The sequence below is a fragment of the Streptomyces sp. NPDC001514 genome, from assembly GCF_053597075.1.
Genome location: NZ_JBSFHO010000026.1, coordinates 34782 through 56073 on the forward strand (window position 1 = coordinate 34782; position 21292 = coordinate 56073).

The following is a 21292-nucleotide window of genomic DNA, read 5'->3' on the forward strand; positions in this document are numbered from 1 at the left end:
GCCTCAAACGCCGGCAAGGCTGAATCCAGCCCGTCCGGCGCTTGAGGACGGACACCCGGGCCCACCGGCCGGTACCGGGGTGGGGCCCCGGCCCAGCCTCCCGGTCACGGGAAGGCGCGGGGCCCGGGGCAGAGCCCCGAAAGACGGAGAAAGGCACGCGCCCCATGGACCTCGTCATCCGCGACGCGCGCGTCATCGACGGCACCGCCACCGCCTCGTACCGCGCCGACGTCGGCATCACGGACGGGCGCATCACCGCCGTGCACCGCGAGGGGCAGGGCGGCTCGCGCCCCGGCGCGCAGCGCCTGCTGGACGCCGACGGACTCGCTCTCTCCCCCGGCTTCATCGACATGCACGCGCACAGCGACCTCGCGCTCCTCCGGGACCCCGACCACAGCGCCAAGGCCGCACAGGGCGTGACCCTGGAAGTCCTGGGCCAGGACGGGCTGTCGTACGCGCCCGTCGACGACCGCACGCTCGACGAGGTCCGCCGGGCGATCACCGGCTGGAACGGCGACGGGTCGGACGTCGACTTCGACTGGCGGACGGTCGGCGAGTACCTGGACCGCCTCGACCGGAACTTCGGCGGCCGCGGTATCGCCGTCAACGCCGCCTATCTCGTCCCGCAGGGGACGGTGCGGATGTACGCCGTCGGCTGGGACGACCGCCCCGCCACGGAGGACGAGATGCGCCGCATGAAGCAGCTCGTCGCCGAGGGCCTGGAGCAGGGCGCCGTCGGCATGTCCTCGGGCCTCACCTACACCCCGGGCATGTACGCGAACGACGCCGAACTCACCGAGCTGTGCCGGGTGGTGGCGCGCTACGACGGCTACTACTGCCCGCACCACCGCTCGTACGGCGCGGGCGCCCTGGAGGCGTACGAGGAGATGGTCGGCCTCACCCGCGAGGCGGGCTGCGCCCTCCATCTCGCCCACGCCACCATGAACTTCGGCGTGAACAAGGGCCGCGCGCCCGAGCTGCTCGCCCTGCTCGACGAGGCGCTCGACGCGGGCGCCGACATCTCCCTCGACACATATCCGTACACCCCCGGTTGTACGACGCTCGTCGCGCTGCTGCCGAGCTGGGCGGGCGAGGGCGGACCTGAGGCGGTCCTCGCCCGCCTCCAGGACGACGCGACCGCCGAGAGGATCCGCCACCACCTCGAAGTCCTCGGCTCCGACGGCTGCCACGGGGTGCCGATGGAATGGGACACCATCGAGATCTCCGGAGTGAGCGATCCGGGTCTCGCCGGTCATGTCGGCCGCCGCCTGGACGGCTGGGCGACCGCCCGCCGGCTGCTGATCGAGGACCGGCTCGGATCGACGATCCTCCAGCACGTCGGCCATGAGGAGAACGTCCGCGCGATCATGCGGCACCGCGTCCACACGGGCGGCAGCGACGGCATCCTCCAGGGCGACAAGCCGCATCCGCGCGCGTACGGCACCTTCCCGCAGTACCTCGGACGGTACGCCCGCGAACTCGGCGTCCTGTCCCTCGAGGAGGCCGTGGCCCGTCTGACATCGCGGCCCGCCGCCCGGCTCCGTCTCCCCGACCGGGGTCATGTGCACGAGGGCTACCGCGCCGACCTCGTGCTCTTCGACCCGGACACGGTCGCGGCCGGTTCGACGTACGGCGAGCCACGCACCCTCCCGGCCGGGATTCCGCACGTCCTGATCGACGGCAAGTTCGTGATCGAGGACGGGAAGCGCACGGACGTGCTGGCCGGGAGGGCGATCCGCCGGACGGCGTGACCGGAGGGCCACGGCCCGGGCCATGGCCGAGGGGCTGCTACGGCTTGGGGAGGGTGCAGCCCGGCCGGCTCAGGTCGATCTTGTTGCCGGTGCCGACACAGGGGACGACGATGTACGTCTGCTGCGCGTAGTTGATGCCCTGGCGGACGGTGACGTTGCCGTTCTCGTCGACCTCGCACGGGTTGTTGTCGGTGCAGCGGCCGCCGTCCTCGTTGCCGGTGTTGTTGACGGCGACGACCTTTCCGGTGGCGACGTCGATGACGGGCGAGCCCGAAGTGCCGCCGATGACGTCGCAGGTGGAGGTGTAGCGGACCGAGTCCTTCCAGGTCCAGGCGCCTTCTTTGAGGCGGTAGGCGAAGCCGTCGATGTTGCAGCTGTAGATGCGCTTCCAGTAGCCGGAGACCACCTTGATGGCGGTGCCCTGGACCGGGTGGGCGGCGTTCAGCTCCAGCGCCTTGATGCCGTAGCGGCTCTCTATCTGCGCATAGGTGCGGGTGAGTTCGTACAGCGAGATGTCCGTGTCGGTCATCGTCCCGTACGCGATCTTGCTCGCTCGGAGTGTGCCGACCCTGGTCCCGGCGGAGTTGAGCAGGCCGAAGGAGCGGGACGAGGGACGGTCGACCAGGACCTGGCCGGGCGCGGGGAACCCGGTCTCCAGGCAGTGGCCGTTGGACAGGACGAGCGCCGGGTCGTTCGGCTGGGAGTCGGGCGTGCGGACGACGGAGCCGGAGCAGTTGCTGAGCGCGACGGTGCCGGCGAAGTCGACGGCCTTGACGTCTACGGCCGGCGCCGTGGGCGGGGATACGGGTGCGGATGCAGGCACGGACGCGGGCGCGGACGAAGGCGACGCCGACGCGGGAGCGGCTCCCGCCCCGAGGAGGGTGAGGGCGAGCAGCGCGCCGACGAGAGGCTTGTTCATGTGGGGGTCCCCTCTTGCGACTTGAGTGACCGAAGTGGCCTTCGGTTTGTCATGCGCATTGTTGGGGCCCCCGCCCGGCCCGGCAAGGCACTCTTTTCGGTCAGCCCCCGGCCCTCGCTCCCGCCCTGCCTTACGGTGACTCCGTGAAAACCGACGACCGCATCTCCCCGCCCCTGCGCGGCAACGAGCGCGAGACCCTGCGCGCCTTCCTCGACTTCCACCGCGCCACCCTTGCCATGAAGTGCGCAGGGCTCACGGACGACGAGCTGCGCCGGACGTCGATGCCGCCCTCGACGCTCTCGCTGCTCGGCCTGGTCCGGCACATGGCGGAGGTGGAACGCACCTGGTTCCGCCGGGTGATCGCCGCTGAGGACATCCCGCTCGTGTGGTCGGACGAGGGCGACTACCAGGTGGCGTACGACGCGACGAAGGCCACGCGGTCCGAGGCGTTCGACGCCTGGGAGACCGAGCTCGAGCACTCCCGGCGCATCGAGCAGGAGGCGGAGTCGCTCGAGGTGACCGGGTACCAGCCGCGGTGGGGCGAGCACGTGTCGCTGCGGCTGGTGATGCTGCACATGATCCACGAGTACGCGCGCCACAACGGCCACGCCGACTTCCTCCGGGAAGGGATCGACGGGACGGTCGGGGCGTAGGGCGGGGCGGCCCAGGCCAGGCCCAGGACGGGCCTCCCGACAGCCTCCCCTCAGGCTCAGGCCTCCCGGCGGGAGGCCTGAGGGCCCCCGTCAGGTACGCACCGCGGCGCGGTCCTCGAGGACGTCCGTCGCCGAGCCCGTACGCTGCGTGCGCTGCCAACGGAGCCGATTGCCCGTCAGTGCCGTGACCACCGACTGGACGACCACGAGATACATGAGCTGGCGGTAGACGAAGATCTGGAGCGGCAGGGTCCACAAGGGCTCGAACTTCTCCCGGTCCAGCCGCAGCGCGTACACCGCACTGAAGACCTGGACCGCGGTGAAGGCGAGCCAGACCGCAACCGCCTGCCCCGCGCCGTGGAACAGCAGCCCGTACAGGGCGAAGACGTCGACGAGCGGGGCGATCAGCGGCAGGACCGTCTGGAACAGCAGCAGATAGGTCAGGCCACGGCGGCCGAGCTTGCCCGCGGCGCCCCGCTCCAGCACGGCGCCACGGTGCTTCCACATGGCCTGAAGCGTGCCGTAGCACCAGCGGTAGCGCTGCTTCCACAGCTGGCGCACCGTCGAGGGGGCCTCGGTCCAGGCGATCGCCGACTCCTCGTAGACGACGCGCCAGCCGGCCCGGCCCAGGGCCATGGTGAGGTCCGTGTCCTCGGCGAGGGTGTCGTCGCTGACGCCTCCGACGCCCACGACGGCGTCGCGGCGGAACGCCCCGATCGCGCCGGGAACGGTCGGCATGCACTCCATGACGTCGAACATGCGGCGGTCGAGATTGAAGCCGATGACGTATTCGAGGTGCTGCCAGCGGCCGAGTACGCCCTGTCGGTTGCCGACCTTGGTGTTGCCGCTGACCGCGCCGACGCGCGGGTCGGCGAGCGGCTGGATCAGGTTGAAGACCGCGTCGGGTTCGAAGACGGTGTCGCCGTCGATCATCACGATGATGTCGAAGTGGGCCCAGGCGAGGCCGGTGTTGAGGGCGGCGGCCTTCCCGGAGTTGGGCTGGCGGATCACCATGACACGGCGGTCGTCGATCGCGTCCGCGATCTCGAAGGTCCGGTCGGTGGAGCCGTCGTCGACGACGATGATCTGGACGGCCTGATGGGTGGAGGCCAGCAGCGAACGCACGGTCGCCTCGATGCCCGCCTCCTCGTTGTACGCGGGGACGATCACCGAGACCGGGTCGGTGAGCGGCGGGAACCGCGGGGCGCCGCGGCGCCGGGAGCGCTTGGCCCGTACGCGCTTCACATGCACGCGGGCGACCGTGAACAGCATCACCAGCCGGGCCGCCGTGATCACGCCCGCCGCGAGCAGGAACCACGTCATGGCGTCGGCGAAGGCCCGGGAGGCCTGCTGGGCGCGGACGACCGCGGCGCCCCGCCACTCGGCGGCAGTGCCGACGTCGTAGGTCGTGCCCGGAAGGCCGAGGCCTGCGCCGACGGTCGTGTACGTGATCCGGTCGCCGACCCGGCTGCCGCGGTCGGCGGTCAGCAGCCGCTCGGTTTCGGCGACGACTGCCGCCGAGCCGGTGAACTGGCGGACGCCGGTGCCGTCGGCGGCGGAGTTGTCGGGCTCGGCGGGGTCGGCGGCGGGGTCGGCGGTGACGAGGACGTAGCCGTCGACCATGGCCTGCCGTGCGGCCTGGGCCATGTCGCCGCAGAAGGAGGCGGCACCGGCGGTGTGCGGGAAGCGCAGCAGATGCGTACCGATGCCGGCGGTGCCCGCGAGGACGTTCTGTGTGAGGGCGAGTTCGAGCCGGGCCCGGGGCTCGGAGACCGCGGCGAGATTGGCGTCGGTGTAGGTGTGCGAGCCGAGTTCGTGGCCCTCGTCCCTGATCCGGCGTACGAGGTCGGGGTGGGCGGCGGCCTGGGTGCCGGTGAGGAAGAAGGTGGCCTTGGCCTGGTGCTGCTTCAGCAGGTCGAGCAGGCGCGGGGTCCAGGCCGGGTCGGGGCCGCCGTCATAGGTGAGGGCGACGGTACCGGAGGGCATCCGTCCGGCGGCGATTCCGCCGGTCTTGGGGTCCTGCCGCAGGATGGGCCCGCTGTCGAACCCGGGATCGGGGGCGCCCGGGCAGCGGGTGGCGGGCGCGGCGGTCGGGGCTATCTCGTGCCGCCCGTATCCGCTGAAGAGCAGGGCGGTGGCGGCGACGACCAGGGTGAGCGTCAGCAGCACCCAGTGGGCCCGGGGATCCCGGCGTATGGCGTGCCGGGTCACTTGGGTCCCTTTCCGGCCGCGGTGGGCGAGTGCCGGGGTGCGTTGCCCGAGTTCCCGGGCGGGACGCTCGCCGCGGCACCGCCCGCCGTGGGCGCCTCGGCCGTGGGGGACGTGCCAGTACCGTCGGTGCCGGGGCTCCTGGACGCGTCGGGGCCCGGGGAGCCGGAGGCCGAGGGAGCGCCCGTATCCGATATCGGGTCGCCGCCCTCTTCGCCGTCGCCGGGTTCCCCGGATTCGGCCGTGGACGGCGTCGGCTCCTCGGCCGTCGGGGAGGACTCCTCCCGGCTCTGACTCCAGGGCAGCGGGCCGCCGGCCGGCCCGGCACCGAAGAGCCCGCCCAGGACAACAGCGACGAAACAGACGCACGCGATACCGAGGGCAACCGACGCATACCTCACGAGGCGGCGGCGGCGCCCCGAGGCGTCGACGAATACCGGATTCTCCTGGCGGCTCACAGCCGCGGATTCTATGGACTCAAGGACTCCATTTCGAAGCCGGGTGCGAAACCCGACATCATCGACGCCATTCCGATCACGCTCCGCGCAGCGGTCGCCCGGGCGGGCGGCGTGGCGGCGCATCGCCCCTGGAACGCGGACCGGAGTCCCGTAACCCGGGCCCCCCGCCCCGACCCACACCGCAGGGCGTTGGGGCCGGGGATCGGGGCAGCGCCCCTGACCGCCGTGGCGGGCGGGCGCGGCCCATGACGCGGCCAACCCGGGACGCGAACCGGACGGGACACGGCCGGGCCCGGTTTGTGGAACAGGCCGGCCCGCACCGCAAGGCCTTGGGCCCGAGGCTCGGGGCTCGGGGCAGAGCCCTGGCCACCCTGGCGGGCGCGGTCGACGACGCGCGGATCCTCGGACGCGAACCGGACGGGGCGCGGTCCATCACGCCCGAGAGCGAAGGGGGAGCGTGACATCCGGGGTTCGGGTCAGAGCCCCTCCGCCCAGCCCCGCCGAAATGCGCCACGCCCGCCGGGCGCAGGGGGACGAGGCGCGGGCGCCCGGGGGCTCGCCGCAAGGCGACGCCCAAGGGCCTAGCGGCTCGCGCCCGAGAGGAAGTCCGCTTCCGTGCGGGGCCGAGGTAGTGCGGGCCCCTCGGCAGCGGCGGGCTCCCTGTGCCGCCGCAGTGCCGGCACCGCGGCCGCAGCCGCGACGGCGGCCAGTACGAAGCCGTACGCCGGGGTGTGGCCCGAGGGCTGGGTCTCGTAGACGAGGGACACGGAGAGGACCATCAGAATCCGGACAACTCGGTCGCTCTCCACTGCGGTCGCGGCAACCGTCGCCGTACCCCACAGCAGATACCAGGGCTGCACCATCGGCGAGAGCGCGACGAGTGCCGACAGAGCGAGGCCCAGGCCGCGTACGGGATGCATCCGCCCGCGCAGGGAGCGGTAGGCCAGGACGGCGATGACCGCGACGGCGGCGGCGAGGCCGAGAGTCTGCGTCACGCTCTTGACCGCTGCCGGGTCCACATCACCGGAGAGCAGGCGCGCCGCGTACCCGGCCGCGAGGCCGAGGTCGCTGGTGAGCGAGAGCGGCGTGTGTATCGCCGCGGCGACGCTCTGCGTCCGCAGCCAGCCGAAGCCGGTACCGCCGAGCACGGTGGTCGCGACCGCTATCGCGGCGGCGACCAGCCCGGGGCCGAGGACGCCCTTCACCGCGCGCAGCGCGACCGGCCGCCGGGACGCCCGGCCGGCATCACGGATGACGATCACGCCGATGAAGAGCAGGGCGACCGCGGCCGGCGACTTGATCATCATCGCGAGGGCGACGACCGCACTGCCCAGCAACCACCGCCCGCGCAGCGCGCAGACGACGCCGGTCAGCATCAGGGCGATCATCAGCCCGTCGTTGTGCATGCCGCCCACGACATGCACCAGCAGAAGCGGATTGAGTACCGCCAGCCACAGTGCGCGGCTCTCACCGACGCCGCACTCCGCCGCCAGGTGCCGCACCGCCCACACCGTCAGGACCAGCGCACCCACCGCTGTCAGCCGCAGCCCGAGAACGGCCGGCACGATCTCCCCGCCCGTCGCCCAGGTCACGCCCTTCGCGAACAGCAGGAAGACCGGGCCGTACGGCGCGGGCGTCTCGGTCCAGTTCCCGCCCACGCTCGCCGCGGCGTCGGCCCCGAGCGAGCCGGGGCCGAGGACCGAAGGCCCGTGCGCATAGGCGTCATGGCCTTCGAGGACCATCGCGCCTTGCGCTATGTAGCTGTACACGTCGGCGCTGTACAGCGGCGGCGCCAGGACCAGCGGCGCGGCCCACCAGCCGAGGGTGACGAGCACATGACGCACGTGGCGCACGTCGTGCACCCCGTCCGCCTTCGCCGCCTCACCTGTCTCGCCCGTCTCGCCCGTCTCCCCCGCGGCGAGCTGACGCCCGTACGCCCACCAGGCCAGGACCAGCAGGGTCAGCCCGAGATACGCCAGTACGGCGGCGGTGACCGTCACCCCGTGCCCGTACGGGACCCAGAGCCCCCACGGCTCACGCGCGGGCAGCGTCCCGGCCGCCAGACCGCCCACAGCGATCGCCAGCGAGCCGGCGGCGCCTGTCCGCCGTGGCCCGGCCTTACTCAGCATCCACATGAGCAGTCAGTTCATCCCCACCCGGTCCGCACGGATTCGCCGAGCCTACAGCGCCCGCCTGGGAGCGGGCCTCGTCGTGCGGCCGGCCGGCCCACGCCTGTCACCCCGACCGACGGGCCGGGGTGACCGGCCGGAGTGACGGGCGTGGGCCCGGGCCTCGCTACTCCCAGGCACAGTGGACGTGGTTGCCCTCGTCGATGGCCTCGGTGGCTCCGACGCCTGAAAGGCCGTGCGGCGGCTGATGCGCAACGGCTCCCGTACGGCCTCCACGGGAGCCATGCACGCGGCGTACGCCGCCCCGGCCCCCCGGTCGGCACGGGCCGCCTCATCCGCGTCCTCGATGCCCTGGACCGTGCGGTCGACGATGCAGCTGCTCGCGGCCTTGGTGCGGATCGTGCCCTGCGACTCGTACTCACCGGTGGTGATGTTGGTGACCACGCACCCCTGGGTCGCGGCGGTGGCGGCCGGCGCGATCGCCACACAAGTGGCGGCGACACCTGCCGGCGCGAGGGCGCCTGCGGTCAGCGTGGTCGTGCGAATGCGACGCATGCCGTAACTCCTTGTGCCCGACGGATGGTTCACGCTCGCCCGGCGTGGATCAGGCCCGCCGGGACAGGCCGCATCCTGACCGCGGAGTGACCGGGATTCACCTGTCCCACAGGGCAGTTGGGACGAGCGGCATCCTCTTCTCCGTCCAGGGCTCGGCCGCGCCGACCCGCTTCGACGGAATTTCACATTCTCGCGAAATCCGGACCCTAAAACCCCGAGGACATTTACCTTTTTCCTGCGAATGGAAATAAATGCGGCTTTCGCTAGGAATTATGACGTTCGCGGTAATATAGATGTCTACGCAGGGGGCCTGTTGAGCGGCGCCCAGCTCGCACCCCTGGCCTGGCCATGAGCTTGATCTGGAAGGTGGACATCACGATGAAGACACCCCCGATCGTTTCGCGGCAGGAGTGGGAGGCCGCCCACGAGCAGCTGCTCGTGAAGGAGAAGGAGCTGACCCGCGCCCGTGATGCGCTGGCCGCGCAGCGTCGGCGGATGCCGTGGCTGGCCGTGGAGAAGGAGTACGAGTTCGAGGGGCCTGCGGGCAAGGCGAGTCTGCTCGACCTGTTCGAGGGTCGTCGTCAGCTGATCGTCTACCGTGCCTTCTTCGAACCCGATGTGTTCGGCTGGCCCGACCACGCTTGCCGCGGCTGCTCCATGCTGGCCGACCACGTTGGCCACCTCGCCCATCTGAACGCCCGCGACACCACTCTCGCGTTCGTCTCGCGCGCGCCGCAGCCGGAGATCGAGCGCGTGAAGGCGCGGATGGGCTGGACGATGCCCTGGTACACCATCACCGACGAGTTCGACACCGACTTCGGCGTGAACGAGTGGCACGGCACGAACGCGTTCATCCGCGATGGCGACAACGTGTTCCGCACCTACTTCATCAACGCCCGCGGCGACGAGGCGTTGGGGAGCACCTGGAGCTACCTCGACATGACCGCGCTCGGCCGGCAGGAGGAATGGGAGGACTCGCCCGAGGGCTACCCCCAGACCCCACCGTACGAGTGGTGGAACTGGCACGACGAGTACGGCGACGCCGAGCCCGCGCAGGAGTGGGTGGCCCAGACGCGCCGAGGCACGCAGGGCCAGTGAACGTGACGAGGACGGCCTGAGTCTCCGTCGGCCCTCGACCGCGGCCCACTCCTCATGGCGCGCTACAGGCGCAAGGTCGGCTGAACCCACGCGCTTGTCGAACCACGAGGCGGCACCACCGCCGCCGCTCCCGCCTGGACCGCGTTCGTCGCCGAGATCCGGGATTCGGGAGCCGCGCGCCTTATGTAAGGAATGGGTGGTGGGTCCAACCCACCCACCCTCCCAAGTGCCTCCCGCACCACGGGAGATGACCTTTCGTGACCGGCTTGCCACGGGCTGTCGCGACCCTCTAGCGTTCGCAACAACAAACGACCCCGACCGGGTGCTGGAACACCCGCCGGGGTCTGACCTTCAAGATCGTCAGGAGCGATCTCGTGGCTGCTGAAAACAATAGCCCTGCCCTGCCCACGCCCGCACACCCCATGGCCAAGCCGGGCTACGGCAAACGCACCGCTCCCGGCCAAGCCCCCCGCCGCAAGGGCGACTTCGCCCACCTCCCCGTCCGCGAGGCGGAGATCGCCGCCTTCATCGACCGGCTCCCCGAGGGCGCCGCCATCGACATCAAGACCCTCGCCAGGGAGCTGCCTCGCTACGGCCAGCAAGCCGTGACCAAGGCACTCAACGAGCTCGCGGCGGCCGGCCATCTGCGGCGCGTGCGCGAGCCTCTCGGGGAGGGGCTGTCGCAGTGGGTGTTCCGTACGTACTTCACTCGCACCGCCCGCGACAGCGCCTGGTGGGCGCGGTTCGTGGCCGGCGACGTACCACCCGGCGACGTACCACCCGAAGAGGCGACCCCCGAACCGCCCTCGCAGGCGTACGACACGCTCGCCCGCCTCGGGCGCACCGACCACCGTATGACGCTGTCCGCCGCCGAGTGCGCCGCGCTCGAAGCGCTCGCCGCGCAATGGCTCGCACACGGAGTCACCCCAAACCAGCTGCTGCACGCCCTCACATCCGGGCTGCCGGAGCAGGTCCACTCCCCCGGCGCCTTCGCCCGCCGCCGGCTGATCGACAAGATGCCGCCGCCCGCTCCCGTACGACCGCCCCGCCGCGCGCTCGTCGAATGCACGGGGTGCGGCGTCCCGGGCACCCCGCAGACACTGCCCGACGGGGTGTGCGACGGCTGCCGCGTGCCGCTGGAGCCGGAAGACGTGCGGCGCAGGGTGGCGGCGCTCAGGGGCGAGCTCTCACCGTCCAAGTACCGGACCGGCATGGGCCGTCCGGTCGAGGCGAGCTGCCTGCTCTGAGACATTGAGGACGTTTCTCCGCCGCCTCCCGCCTCCGCTCCTGGCGTATCTGATCGACAAGCCGCGCGAGCGGCCACCGCCAGGCAGAATCGGCAGCGACCGATGTACATGCGTCGCCGACCCAGGGGGAGTCATGACATCCACCGGCACGGACATTCCCGGGCCTGCGGGCCTGCCGCTGCTCGGCTCGATGTTCGATCTCAAGCGGGACTCGCTCGGTACGTATCTGAACGCGCGGCGCGCGTACGGTGACGTCGTCCGCTTCACCGCGGGCCCGCCCGGGCTGCGCGCGGAGCTGTACGCGGTGTTCTCCGCGGAAGGTGCGCAACAGGTGCTGGCGAGCGAGTCGGCCAACTTCCGCAAGGACAACGCCTTCTACCAGGAGGTCCGCGAGTCCTTCGGCAACGGGCTGCTGACCAGCCAGGACGAGGACTACCTCCGGCAGCGGCGGCTCGTGCAGCCGCTGTTCACCCGCCGTCGGGTCGACGGGTACGCCCAGGCCGTCACCGACGAGACCGCCGCCCTGCTCGCCACCTGGCGCACCGCGCCCGGCGCCACGGTCGACGTCGTCGACGAGATGACCCGGCTGACGCTGCGCGCGGTGGCCCGCATCCTGTTCGGCACGGACGTGGAGGCCACCGTCCCCGTGGTGGAGCGCTGCTTCCCGGTGATCGGGAACTACACGCTGCGCCGCGGATACTCGCCGGCCAATCCGCCCCGCCACTGGCCGACCCCCGCCAACCGCAGGGCCGCCGCCGCGACCGAGGAGATGTACGCGGTGTGCGACCGGATCATCGAGCGGCGGCGCGCCGAGGGTGACGCGGCGCGCGGCGACGACCTGCTGACGCTGCTCGCGCAGGCCGGGAGCGAGGAGGACGGCAGCCTGGACGCATCCGAGATCCGGGACCAGGTGCTGATTTTCCTGCTCGCCGGGCACGAGACGACGGCGACGTCGCTCGCGTTCGCCCTGCATCTCCTCTCCCGCCATCCCGAGCAGCAGGAACGGGCGCGGGCGGAGGCCGTGCACGTCCTGGCCGGGCGGGTGCCGGAGGCGTACGACCTCGACGCGCTCCCCTACCTCACGCGCGTGCTGAAGGAGGCCATGCGGCTGTACCCGGCGGGTCCGGTCATCGGCCGGCAGGCCGTCGCCGCGGCCGAGATCGAGGGCCACACGATCCCGGCCGGTGCCGATGTGATCGTGGCGCCGTGGGTGACGCACCGGCACCCGCGGTACTGGGACGATCCGGAACGCTTCGACCCGGACCGCTTCACCCCCGACCGGGAGAAGGAGCGCCCCCGGTATGCCTGGTTCCCCTTCGGCGGCGGACCGCGGGCCTGCATCGGCCAGCACTTCTCCATGCTGGAGTCGGTGCTCGCGCTCTCGATGATCCTGCGGACGTATGAATTGCGGGCCGTGGACGTGGACGTACCCGTCGACACGGGCATCACCCTGCGGGCCGCCGGGCCTGCGCGCTGCAGGCTGCGGCCGCTCGCCGGGTGAGCGGGGTGGGCCGGGCGAGTGCCTGCAGCGGGCCCGCCCGGCCCACCTGTCTCTTGCACCGGGCATAGTCCACTGGGGTGGGATCTTTCCACCATAGGGCCTCCATACGGGACAAATCTGACAATCAGTGATCGAATCGCCGCATCGAATTCCATTGCGACAAATGACGGGTCGTCGCATATGTCGCTCTCACGGAAGAGGTGGTTCCGATCACCAGTGCAAGGAACGTGTGGCGTGCTGCCGCGGTGTCTGCGGTTGCGGCTGCCACGCTGAGTGCCCCGCTTGCGGCCCAGGCCCAGGCGCAGGCGGCTGCGCGCGGCGCCTCGACGGTCAAGGCCCAGCATTCCCTCGGGGCCAAGGGCAAAAAGGCAGCGGCCGGCAGCAAGGCACAGCCGGAGGAGCCCGTGCCGTTCCCCTGCGACGGTCAGATCCTCCTGACCTCCGGCCCGGGGGCAGCGCCGGTGACGCTTTACTCGGGCACTGCCGGGCCAGGCACCATCGCGTTCGGCGCGGTGGGCGCGGCGACCGTCGAGTACAACGCCATCGGCGTGAACCCCGTGGACCAGTTCCTGTACGGCATCGACACCACTGACGACAGTCTGGTGCAAGTCAGCGCGGACGGCTCGGTGAACGACCTGGGGGCTGTGTCGGGGCTTCCTGCGTCCACCGTCGGAGCGTACATCGCGGGCGCGTTCGACAGTGCGGGCAACTACTACGTTGCGCTTGGCACCTCGATCTACGTGATCAATGTGACCACGCGGGTGGCCACAGTGCTCACGAACACCGCAGTGCTCACGGCCGCCGACTTCACCTTCTCCAACGGGTACTTCTGGGGCGCGTCCGCCTCCGGGGACATCAACCGCATCGACCCCACTACGGGCGTCGTAACCACATACCCTGACATCATCCCGGATGCGACGGGCTACGGTGGCGCCTTCACCTACGGCAACGGGGACATCGGCCTCGTCAGCAACGACGGCCAGCTCGTCCGGGTTCGCGTCACCAACCCCGCGGCTCCGACCCCCACGTTCACCATCATTTCGTCCCAGACCGCGCCCTCCGAATTCCCGGAGCTGGACGCCACATCGTGCTTCGTGGCGGAAGCGGATCTCTCGATCACGAAGACGGCGGACCCGGGCGCCTACACGCCGGGGCAGACGCTCACGTACACGATCACGGTGACGAACAACGGCCCGACGAACCAGTCGTCGGGCTACAGCGTCACCGACACGATCCCGGCGGGCCTGGTAGGCGCGACGACCACGACGGCCGGCTGCACGATCACCGGCAGCAGCCTTTCGTGCACGGCAGGTGCCCTGGCAGTCGGGGAAAGCCGCGACATCACCGTCACCGGCACGGTCGGAGCGGACTTCGCAGGGATCCTGACGAACTCCGCAGAGGTGTCCGGCAACGACCCGGATCCGGATCCCACCAACAACATCGACAGCGTGGACGTCCCGCGCGCGCGAGTGGATCTGTCGGTGGAGAAGGACGGCCCGACCCGGGTGACCGAGGGTGACACCGTCACGTACACCCTGACCGTCACCAACAACGGTCCCAACGACTCGACCGGTTACACCGTCACCGACGCGATCCCCCCCGGTCTGCTGGACGCTGACACCTCGACACCTGGGTGCACCATCAGCGGCACGACGCTGACGTGCGTCGGTGACGACCTCCCTGCGGGCAGCTCCCAGACCATCACGATCACTGGTACGGCGGGGCCCGGGCTGACGTCGCTGAGGAACGCCGCCACGGTCACGGGCACCGAGCCCGACCCCGACCCCGGTAACAACGTCGATTGGATCACCTCGCCCCGCAACCGCGCCGATCTTGAGATCAGGAAGACCGGCCCGGCCTCGGTCGAAGAGGGCGATGAGGTGACCTACAGGATCAGGGTCACCAACCGCGGCCCGCACGCCTCGACCGGCTACACGATCACCGATGAGCTGCCGGCCGAGCTGGAAGACGCTGCCACCAGCAGCCCTGGTTGCAGCATCAGCGGCACCACCCTGACCTGCACCGTCACCGGCCTGGCGGCCGGTGCATCTCGCACCGTCACCGTCACCGGCACCGCCGCGGAAGGCGCCAAGAGCCTGACCGACTGGGCCACCGTGGTCGGCAGGGACATCGACCCCGACCCCGACAACAACGTCTACAGCCTCACCACGCGGGTCAACGGCTACTACGACGACGACTACGACCATGGCAAGGACAAGGACAAGGACAAGGACAATCACGGGGACGGGCCGCACGCCCGGCTCTGAACCCGCCTCCGGGACGTAACCTCCGGTTCGTGCCCGGCCGCCGGAAGTCACGGCGGCCGGGCACACCCACACCCACAGGAAACCGTGTGAGCACCCATCGGACTGCACGTGCGACGGCCGCAAGACTCATGAGGAGAACAGCCTCGGCGCTGCTCTCGTTGTGGTTGGTGTGGAACGCCCTCGCGGGCACCAGCTGGGCACGATCCGCGGAGCCGACCCGGGCGGCTCGATCGGCGCCCCCGCCGAACTCGGATCTCGTCGCCGATCTCACCCTGAGCATTGTCGATGAATTCCGGCACGATCAGGGTTCCTTCACCCAGGGACTCGAGATGCGCGGTCAGCTCCTTTACGAAGGCACCGGACTGTTGGGACATTCGGCCGTCCAGGCCGGACCGGTCGGAGCACCCCCTCATGTCAAGGAGCAACTCGCTCCGGACCTCTTCGGAGAAGGCATCACGCTCACCGGCTCCTTCCTGTGGCAGCTGACGTGGCGCAATGGATTCGCCATCAAACGCGATGCCGCAACCCTGCGGGAAAGGGAGCGAGTTGCCTACTCCGGTGAAGGGTGGGGACTTTGCCATCAACCGGGCCGGAAACGGCTCGTCATGAGCAACGGCTCGGCACGCCTCCTCATCAGGGATCCGCACACGTTCGCCCTGCTCGATCAGGTGGCGGTCGAGGCCGCCGGCAAACCGGTTCCCCTGCTCAACGAGCTGGAATGCGTCGGCGACATGGTGTACGCGAACATCCTCGGCAGCGACTGGGTCGCCCGCATCGATTCCCGCACCGGCCAGGTGAATGCGTACATCGACGCCTCCGCGCTCCGGACTTCGCGCCGACGGAACACAGTTGGGGCCCTGAACGGGATCGCGGCCGTTCCCGGCACACAAGACCTTCTGCTCACCGGAAAGAACTGGCCGAGCATCTACCGCGTCTCACTCCACGACTGACGAGGGTTGCACAGCGCTCGTGATCGCCGGAGCCGTCGACGGTGAAGGCGGCTCTAGTTCACACCGTGCGGGCGGAACTGGATGCTGATCCGGGCCCCCACCGCCCGCGCGGTCTTCGGTACGGCGTGCTCCCACGTCCGCTGGCAGGAGCCGCCCATCACGACGAGGTCGCCGTGCCCGAGGGCCTTGCGGACGGGGGCCCGGCCGCCGCGCCGCGGTCGTAGCACCAGATCGCGCGGGGAGCCCACGGAGAGGATGGCCACCATCGTGTCCTCGCGCGAGCCGCGCCCGATGGTGTCGCCGTGCCAGGCGACGCTGTCGTGGCCGTCCCGGTAGTAGCAGAGCCCGGCCGTCGTGAAGGGCTCGCCGAGCTCGGTGGCGTAGTGGGCGGAGAGGACGTCCCGGGCCTCGGCGATGACGGGGTGCGGGAGGGGGTCGCCTTCGCGGTAGTACGCGAGCAGGCGGGGGACGTCGACCTCGCGCTCGTACATCTGCCGCCGCTCCGCACGCCAGGGGACGGTCTCGGCGAGCGTCTCGAACAGGGCATCGGCCCCGGTGAGCCAGCCGGGCAGTACGTCGAGCCAGGCGCCGTCGCCGAGCACGGTCCGGCGGACGTCCGCCAGCGGACCGAGGCGGATCTCGTCGGTCTGGTCGAAGAGGGAACCCTGCAGATGGACTGCTGCCATGGATCCAGCCTAACCGCATAACCGAACAAGTGAGCTATTAGCGTTCCGTGCGGAATCCGCCCCTGTCCCGCCAGGTCGCGGCGGTACGCCGAGACGCCGGGGACACAGCATCTCTGCGGCGCTCCCGGCGTCGTGGCTGCAACAGCCGGACCCCGCATCACCGGCCGCGCCACGTCCCGAGGTGTCGGAAAACACGAAGCGCCCCGCCGGGCGCACACGTAAGCTCGCGTCATGCAGGTGATCCAGTCGACCAAGCTCGCCAACGTCTGTTACGAGATCCGGGGACCGGTGCTCGAGGAGGCGATGCGCCTGGAGGCCGCAGGTCACCGCATCCTCAAGCTGAACACCGGGAACCCCGCCGCCTTCGGGTTCGAGTGCCCGCCGGCGATCCTCGAGGACATCCTGCGGAACGTGGGGGACGCGCACGGGTACGGGGACGCGAAGGGCCTGCTCAGCGCGCGGCGCGCGATCATGAGCCATTACGAGACCAAGGGCATCCCGCTCTCGGTCGAGGACATCTACCTGGGCAACGGCGCCTCCGAGCTGATCCAGATGTCGATGCAGGCGCTGCTCGACGACGGGGACGAGGTGCTCGTCCCGGCGCCGGACTACCCGCTGTGGACCGCGGCGGTGTCGCTCGCCGGCGGTACCGCCGTGCACTACCGGTGCGACGAGCAGGCCGACTGGATGCCGGACCTCGCGGACATCGAACGGAAGATCACCGATCGGACGAAGGCGATCGTGATCATCAACCCGAACAATCCGACGGGTGCGGTCTACGACGACGAGATGCTGCGCGGTCTGACGGAGATCGCCCGCCGGCATCAGCTGGTCGTCTGCTCGGACGAGATCTACGACAAGATCCTCTACGACGGGGCCACGCACACCCCGACCGCCGCGATCGCGCCCGATCTGCTGGTGCTGACCTTCAACGGGATGTCCAAGAACTACCGGGTGGCGGGCTACCGCAGCGGCTGGCTCGCGGTCTGCGGCCCGAAGGCGCACGCGGCCTCGTACATCGAGGGCCTGACGATCCTGGCGAACATGCGACTGTGCGCGAACATGCCGGCGCAGCACGCGGTCGCCGCGGCCCTTCAGGGGCGGCAGTCGATCGAGGATCTGGTGCTGCCGGGCGGGCGGCTGCTGGAGCAGCGGGACGTGGCGTACGACCTGCTGACGCAGATCCCCGGCGTGACGTGCGTGAAGCCGAAGGGGGCGCTGTATCTGTTCCCGCGCCTGGACCCGAACGTCTTCGGCATCAAGGACGACCGGCAGATGGTGCTGGACCTGCTGCGGGCCGAGAAGATCATGGTCGTGCACGGGACCGGCTTCAACTGGCACGAGCCCGATCACTTCCGGATCGTGACGCTGCCGAACGCGAAGGACCTGGCGGACGCGGTGACGCGGATCGGGAACTTCCTGGACGGCTACAGCCAGCCGTAGGTCCTCCGCCCGTCCGTCGCCTTCCGCTCCTGCTTTCTTCTGAGCTCGGCATAACTTTAGACAGGATCCAAGCTAGGATGGTCTCCTGACAGTACGAGGGAGGCCGTCCACCATGTACGAACCGATCCGCTCGAAGTCCGCCCACTCGATGGCCGGCGCCTCCGACTTCCCCCACCGCAGCCGTGAGGAGGAGCTGGACATCCAGCTCGCCGGCCATCTCGCCGCTCTCCTCGCGGTCACCGACGAGCTCGGGCTGGCCGCCGAGGCCGACCGCATCGCCGAGCAGGTGTCCCGGCTCCGCGGCACTCCGCCCGCACGCCACGCCGGGCTGAGCGGCGCCGACCCCGCCGCCCTGCACCACCGCGCCCTCGCTCTCGCCGGGCGCGCGCTCGTCGTCGCCGCCTCGCGCGCCGACACCGCGGCCGCGATCCTCGCCGCCGAGCGGATGGACGCCCACACCGCCGCTCTGCGCGACACGCAGCTCGTCGGCGCCCCCTGACGGCCCCGGTCCGCGGGCCGCGGAGGCGCGCGGACCGGGTGCCACCCAGAACAGCGACGGAAGAACAGCGACGAAAAAGGCCGGGGCCCGCTCCGTACGCCGTTGTACGGTGCGGGCCCCGGCCTGGAGCCGGGCGCGGGTCAGCCGAGGCGGGACACCAGCGCGCGGTACTCGTCCCACAGCTCCTTCGGGGTGTGGTCACCGAAGGTGTTGAGGTGCTCGGGGATCAGCCCGGCCTCCTCGCGCCAGACGTCCGTGTCGACCTTGAGCAGGAAGTCGAGGTCCTCCTCGGGCAGTTCGAGGCCGTCCGTGTCGAGCGCGTCGCGCGTCGGCAGGATGCCGATGGGGGTCTCGACGCCCTCGGCCTTGCCCTCCAGGCGCTCCACGATCCACTTCAGGACGCGGCTGTTCTCGCCGAAGCCCGGCCAGACGAACTTGCCCGCGTCGTTCTTGCGGAACCAGTTCACGTAGTAGATCTTCGGCAGCTTGGACGCGTCCGCGTTCTCGCCGACCTTGATCCAGTGGGCCATGTAGTCGCCCATGTTGTAGCCGCAGAACGGGAGCATCGCGAACGGGTCGCGGCGCAGCTCGCCGACCTTGCCCTCGGCGGCGGCGGTCTTCTCGGAGGCGACGTTCGCGCCGAGGAAGACACCATGCTGCCAGTTGAAGGACTCGGTCACCAGCGGGACGGCGGAGGCGCGGCGGCCGCCGAAGAGGATCGCCGAGATCGGCACGCCCTTCGGGTCCTCCCACTCCGGCGCGGCGATCGGGCACTGTGCGGCCGGGACGGTGAAGCGGGCGTTCGGGTGGGCCGCCGGGGTCCCCGACTCCGGGGTCCAGTCGTTGCCCTTCCAGTCGGTGAGGTGGGCCGGAGTCTCCTCCGTCATGCCCTCCCACCAGACGTCGTTGTCGTCCGTCAGCGCGACGTTCGTGAAGACCGCGTTGCCCCACAGGGTCTTCATGGCGTTGGCGTTGGTGTGCTCACCGGTGCCGGGCGCGACACCGAAGAAGCCGGCCTCGGGGTTGATCGCGTACAGCCGGCCGTCCTCGCCGAAGCGCATCCAGGCGATGTCGTCACCGATGGTCTCGACCGTCCAGCCGGAGATCGTGGGCTCCAGCATGGCGAGGTTGGTCTTGCCGCAGGCGGAAGGGAAGGCGGCGGCGACGTACTTGGGCTCGCCCTGCGGCGGGGTCAGCTTGAGGATGAGCATGTGCTCGGCCAGCCAGCCCTCGTCGCGGGCCATGACGGAGGCGATGCGCAGGGCGTAGCACTTCTTGCCGAGCAGCGCGTTGCCGCCGTAGCCGGAGCCGTACGACCAGATCTCACGGGTCTCCGGGAAGTGCGAGATGTACTTCGTGCTGTTGCACGGCCACGGAACGTCCTCCTGGCCGGGCTCCAGCGGCGCACCGAGGGTGTGGACGGCCTTCACGAAGAAGCCGTCGGAGCCGAGCTCGTCGAGGACGGGCTGTCCCATGCGCGTCATCGTCCGCATGGAGACCGCGACATAGGCGGAGTCGGTGATCTCGACGCCGATCGCGGAGAGCTCCGAGCCCAGCGGGCCCATGCAGAACGGGACGACGTACATCGTGCGGCCGCGCATCGAGCCGCGGAAGATGCCCTTCTCACCGGCGAAGATGGCCTTCATCTCGGCCGGGGCCTTCCAGTGGTTCGTCGGGCCCGCGTCCTCCTCCTTCTCGGAGCAGATGAAGGTGCGGTCCTCGACCCGGGCGACATCGGTCGGGTCGGAGGCGGCGTAGTACGAGTTGGGGCGCTTGATCGGGTCCAGCTTCTTGAACGTGCCCTTGGCGACGAGCTCCTCGCACAGGCGCTCGTACTCGGCCTCGGAACCGTCGCACCAGACAACCCTGTCCGGCTGCGTGAGAGCTGCGATCTCGTCGACCCAGGCGATGAGTTCCTGGTGATTGGTGGGGACGGTGCTGGGAGCCGCGATGTCGCGCGCCACGATTGCTCCTAAGTGAGGGGTTAGAAGGTTGTTGCCCCGTGGGGGCTGCGACCCGGATGCTTCACAGCTTCACTCTCTTGGCGCTCATCCGGTGCCGACCGCACTCATCTGATCATCCGTGCAGTGCGCCCATATGTCCAGAGGACCTCTCACGTGAGCATTGCCACTCGGCCTCAGACTTACGGGCCCGTAGGTAGCATGCCGCCATGACAGCTGCTTCGCCCGATGTGACCGAAACAGAAGATCCACCGCAGGTGAAGCCGAGGCTGCGGGGGTGGCTGCACGCGGGCATGTTTCCCGCCGTGCTCGTCGCGGGAATCGTCCTTACGGCCCTCGCCGACTCGACACGCGGCCGGATCGCGTGCGGGATCTACGTACTGACGGCATGCCTTCTCTTCGGGGTGAGCGCGCTCTACCACCGGGGTGACTGGGGTCCGCGCGCCACGGCCGTGCTGCGCCGCCTCGACCACGCGAACATCTTCCTGATCATCGCGGGCACCTACACCCCGCTGACCCTGCTCCTGCTCCCCGACTCGACCGGGCGTCTGCTGCTCTGGGCGGTCTGGGCGGCCGCGGCGGCGGGGATCGCCTTCCGGGTGTTCTGGGTCGGCGCCCCGCGCTGGCTCTACACGCCCTGCTACATCGCGATGGGCTGGGCCGCCGTCTTCTTCCTGCCCGACTTCATGCGCCAGGGCGGCATCGCGGTGCTCGTGCTCGTGATCATCGGCGGACTGCTCTACAGCGCGGGCGGAGTTGTCTACGGGATCAAGCGCCCGAACCCGTCACCGCGCTGGTTCGGCTTCCACGAGGTCTTCCACTCCCTCACGCTCGCGGCGTTCGTCGTGCACTACGTCGGGATCTCGCTGGTGGCCTACCAGCACGCCTGACCCGGAGCCGCGCCCGCACACCATCCGAATATTGACGCCAGCCACCTTTTGATAGTTACTGTCACTTGACAGTAACT

At 70.3% G+C, this 21292-nt stretch carries 17 protein-coding genes; 10 read left to right on the forward strand and 7 right to left on the reverse strand.

The genetic code is table 11. The annotated features are described in order from the left end of the window. Nucleotides 1–164: 164 nt before the first annotated feature. A complete protein-coding gene (locus ACWCXB_RS25035; protein ID WP_450725722.1) occupies nt 165–1751 on the forward strand; it encodes an N-acyl-D-amino-acid deacylase family protein in 1587 nt (528 codons plus the stop codon). A gap of 37 nt (nt 1752–1788) precedes the next feature. Here the strand turns inward: ACWCXB_RS25035 and ACWCXB_RS25040 are convergent, their stop codons facing one another. After that, nucleotides 1789–2670: a S1 family peptidase gene (locus ACWCXB_RS25040; protein WP_450725723.1), complete on the reverse strand. Its 882-nt coding sequence runs from the start codon at nt 2668–2670 to the stop codon at nt 1789–1791. A gap of 143 nt (nt 2671–2813) precedes the next feature. Between ACWCXB_RS25040 and ACWCXB_RS25045 the strand changes: the two genes are divergently transcribed. Then, nucleotides 2814–3323 carry a DinB family protein gene (locus ACWCXB_RS25045; protein ID WP_450725724.1) on the forward strand — a complete coding sequence of 170 codons (510 nt, stop codon included), beginning with the start codon at nt 2814–2816 and terminating at the stop codon, nt 3321–3323. A 90-nt stretch (nt 3324–3413) separates the two neighbouring features. On the opposite strand, the gene ACWCXB_RS25050 is transcribed toward ACWCXB_RS25045, so the two are convergent. From ACWCXB_RS25050 to ACWCXB_RS25065, 4 genes are all read right to left on the reverse strand, one after another. Beyond that, entirely contained in the window at nt 3414–5534 is a 2121-nt protein-coding gene (locus tag ACWCXB_RS25050) for a bifunctional polysaccharide deacetylase/glycosyltransferase family 2 protein (RefSeq protein ID WP_450725725.1), read from the reverse strand. After that, a complete protein-coding gene (locus ACWCXB_RS25055; RefSeq protein WP_450725726.1) occupies nt 5531–5989 on the reverse strand; it encodes a hypothetical protein in 459 nt (152 codons plus the stop codon). The genes ACWCXB_RS25050 and ACWCXB_RS25055 overlap by 4 nt, the downstream gene beginning before the upstream one ends. Nucleotides 5990–6570: 581 nt before the next feature. After that, the gene (mptB, locus tag ACWCXB_RS25060; RefSeq protein ID WP_450725727.1) at nt 6571–8124 is read right to left on the reverse strand and encodes a polyprenol phosphomannose-dependent alpha 1,6 mannosyltransferase MptB; all 1554 of its coding nucleotides are present in this window, start codon (nt 8122–8124) and stop codon (nt 6571–6573) included. Nucleotides 8125–8169: 45 nt separating this feature from the next. After that, the gene (locus ACWCXB_RS25065) at nt 8170–8673 is read right to left on the reverse strand and encodes a hypothetical protein (RefSeq protein ID WP_450725728.1); all 504 of its coding nucleotides are present in this window, start codon (nt 8671–8673) and stop codon (nt 8170–8172) included. 378 nt (nt 8674–9051) lie between these two features. Here ACWCXB_RS25065 and ACWCXB_RS25070 point away from each other — a divergent pair, with 378 nt between their 5' ends. From ACWCXB_RS25070 to ACWCXB_RS25090, 5 genes are all read left to right on the forward strand, one after another. After that, nucleotides 9052–9771, forward strand: a complete 720-nt coding sequence (locus ACWCXB_RS25070) for a DUF899 domain-containing protein (RefSeq protein ID WP_450725729.1) — start codon at nt 9052–9054, stop codon at nt 9769–9771. 374 nt (nt 9772–10145) lie between these two features. Continuing rightward, entirely contained in the window at nt 10146–11018 is an 873-nt protein-coding gene (locus ACWCXB_RS25075; protein WP_450725730.1) for a hypothetical protein, read from the forward strand. A 133-nt stretch (nt 11019–11151) separates the two neighbouring features. Continuing rightward, the gene (locus tag ACWCXB_RS25080; protein WP_450725731.1) at nt 11152–12519 is read left to right on the forward strand and encodes a cytochrome P450; all 1368 of its coding nucleotides are present in this window, start codon (nt 11152–11154) and stop codon (nt 12517–12519) included. Between the two features lie 245 nt (nt 12520–12764). Then, on the forward strand, nt 12765–14786 hold the full coding sequence (locus tag ACWCXB_RS25085) for a DUF11 domain-containing protein (RefSeq protein ID WP_450725732.1): 2022 nt from the start codon (nt 12765–12767) through the stop codon (nt 14784–14786). A gap of 128 nt (nt 14787–14914) precedes the next feature. Further along, on the forward strand, nt 14915–15736 hold the full coding sequence (locus tag ACWCXB_RS25090; RefSeq protein ID WP_450725733.1) for a glutaminyl-peptide cyclotransferase: 822 nt from the start codon (nt 14915–14917) through the stop codon (nt 15734–15736). Between the two features lie 53 nt (nt 15737–15789). On the opposite strand, the gene ACWCXB_RS25095 is transcribed toward ACWCXB_RS25090, so the two are convergent. After that, nucleotides 15790–16422, reverse strand: coding sequence for an alpha-ketoglutarate-dependent dioxygenase AlkB (locus ACWCXB_RS25095; RefSeq protein ID WP_450725734.1), 633 nt, complete (start codon nt 16420–16422; stop codon nt 15790–15792). 231 nt (nt 16423–16653) lie between these two features. Between ACWCXB_RS25095 and ACWCXB_RS25100 the strand changes: the two genes are divergently transcribed. Next, on the forward strand, nt 16654–17865 hold the full coding sequence (locus tag ACWCXB_RS25100; RefSeq protein WP_450725735.1) for a pyridoxal phosphate-dependent aminotransferase: 1212 nt from the start codon (nt 16654–16656) through the stop codon (nt 17863–17865). Nucleotides 17866–17977: 112 nt separating this feature from the next. Further along, complete coding sequence (locus ACWCXB_RS25105; RefSeq protein WP_450725736.1) at nt 17978–18364, forward strand: SCO4983 family protein; 387 nt, start codon at nt 17978–17980, stop codon at nt 18362–18364. A 140-nt stretch (nt 18365–18504) separates the two neighbouring features. On the opposite strand, the gene ACWCXB_RS25110 is transcribed toward ACWCXB_RS25105, so the two are convergent. Continuing rightward, a complete protein-coding gene (locus ACWCXB_RS25110) occupies nt 18505–20328 on the reverse strand; it encodes a phosphoenolpyruvate carboxykinase (GTP) (protein ID WP_450725737.1) in 1824 nt (607 codons plus the stop codon). Between the two features lie 206 nt (nt 20329–20534). Between ACWCXB_RS25110 and trhA the strand changes: the two genes are divergently transcribed. Further along, nucleotides 20535–21215 (forward strand): PAQR family membrane homeostasis protein TrhA, encoded by a 681-nt coding sequence (gene trhA / locus ACWCXB_RS25115; RefSeq protein WP_450725738.1) that lies wholly within the window; start codon nt 20535–20537, stop codon nt 21213–21215. Nucleotides 21216–21292 lie beyond the last annotated feature (77 nt).

Excerpts from the sequence above, each read along its gene's own strand:
- ACWCXB_RS25035 (WP_450725722.1), top strand. The coding sequence starts at position 165 with ATGGACCTCGTCATCCGCGACGCGCGCGTCATCGACGGCACCGCCACC.
- ACWCXB_RS25040 (WP_450725723.1), bottom strand. The coding sequence starts at position 2,670 with ATGAACAAGCCTCTCGTCGGCGCGCTGCTCGCCCTCACCCTCCTCGGG.
- mptB (WP_450725727.1), bottom strand. The coding sequence starts at position 8,124 with ATGTGGATGCTGAGTAAGGCCGGGCCACGGCGGACAGGCGCCGCCGGC.
- ACWCXB_RS25065 (WP_450725728.1), bottom strand. The coding sequence starts at position 8,673 with ATGCGTCGCATTCGCACGACCACGCTGACCGCAGGCGCCCTCGCGCCG.
- ACWCXB_RS25070 (WP_450725729.1), top strand. The coding sequence starts at position 9,052 with ATGAAGACACCCCCGATCGTTTCGCGGCAGGAGTGGGAGGCCGCCCAC.
- ACWCXB_RS25080 (WP_450725731.1), top strand. The coding sequence starts at position 11,152 with ATGACATCCACCGGCACGGACATTCCCGGGCCTGCGGGCCTGCCGCTG.
- ACWCXB_RS25090 (WP_450725733.1), top strand. The coding sequence starts at position 14,915 with ATGAGGAGAACAGCCTCGGCGCTGCTCTCGTTGTGGTTGGTGTGGAAC.
- ACWCXB_RS25095 (WP_450725734.1), bottom strand. The coding sequence starts at position 16,422 with ATGGCAGCAGTCCATCTGCAGGGTTCCCTCTTCGACCAGACCGACGAG.
- ACWCXB_RS25100 (WP_450725735.1), top strand. The coding sequence starts at position 16,654 with ATGCAGGTGATCCAGTCGACCAAGCTCGCCAACGTCTGTTACGAGATC.
- ACWCXB_RS25105 (WP_450725736.1), top strand. The coding sequence starts at position 17,978 with ATGTACGAACCGATCCGCTCGAAGTCCGCCCACTCGATGGCCGGCGCC.
- trhA (WP_450725738.1), top strand. The coding sequence starts at position 20,535 with ATGACAGCTGCTTCGCCCGATGTGACCGAAACAGAAGATCCACCGCAG.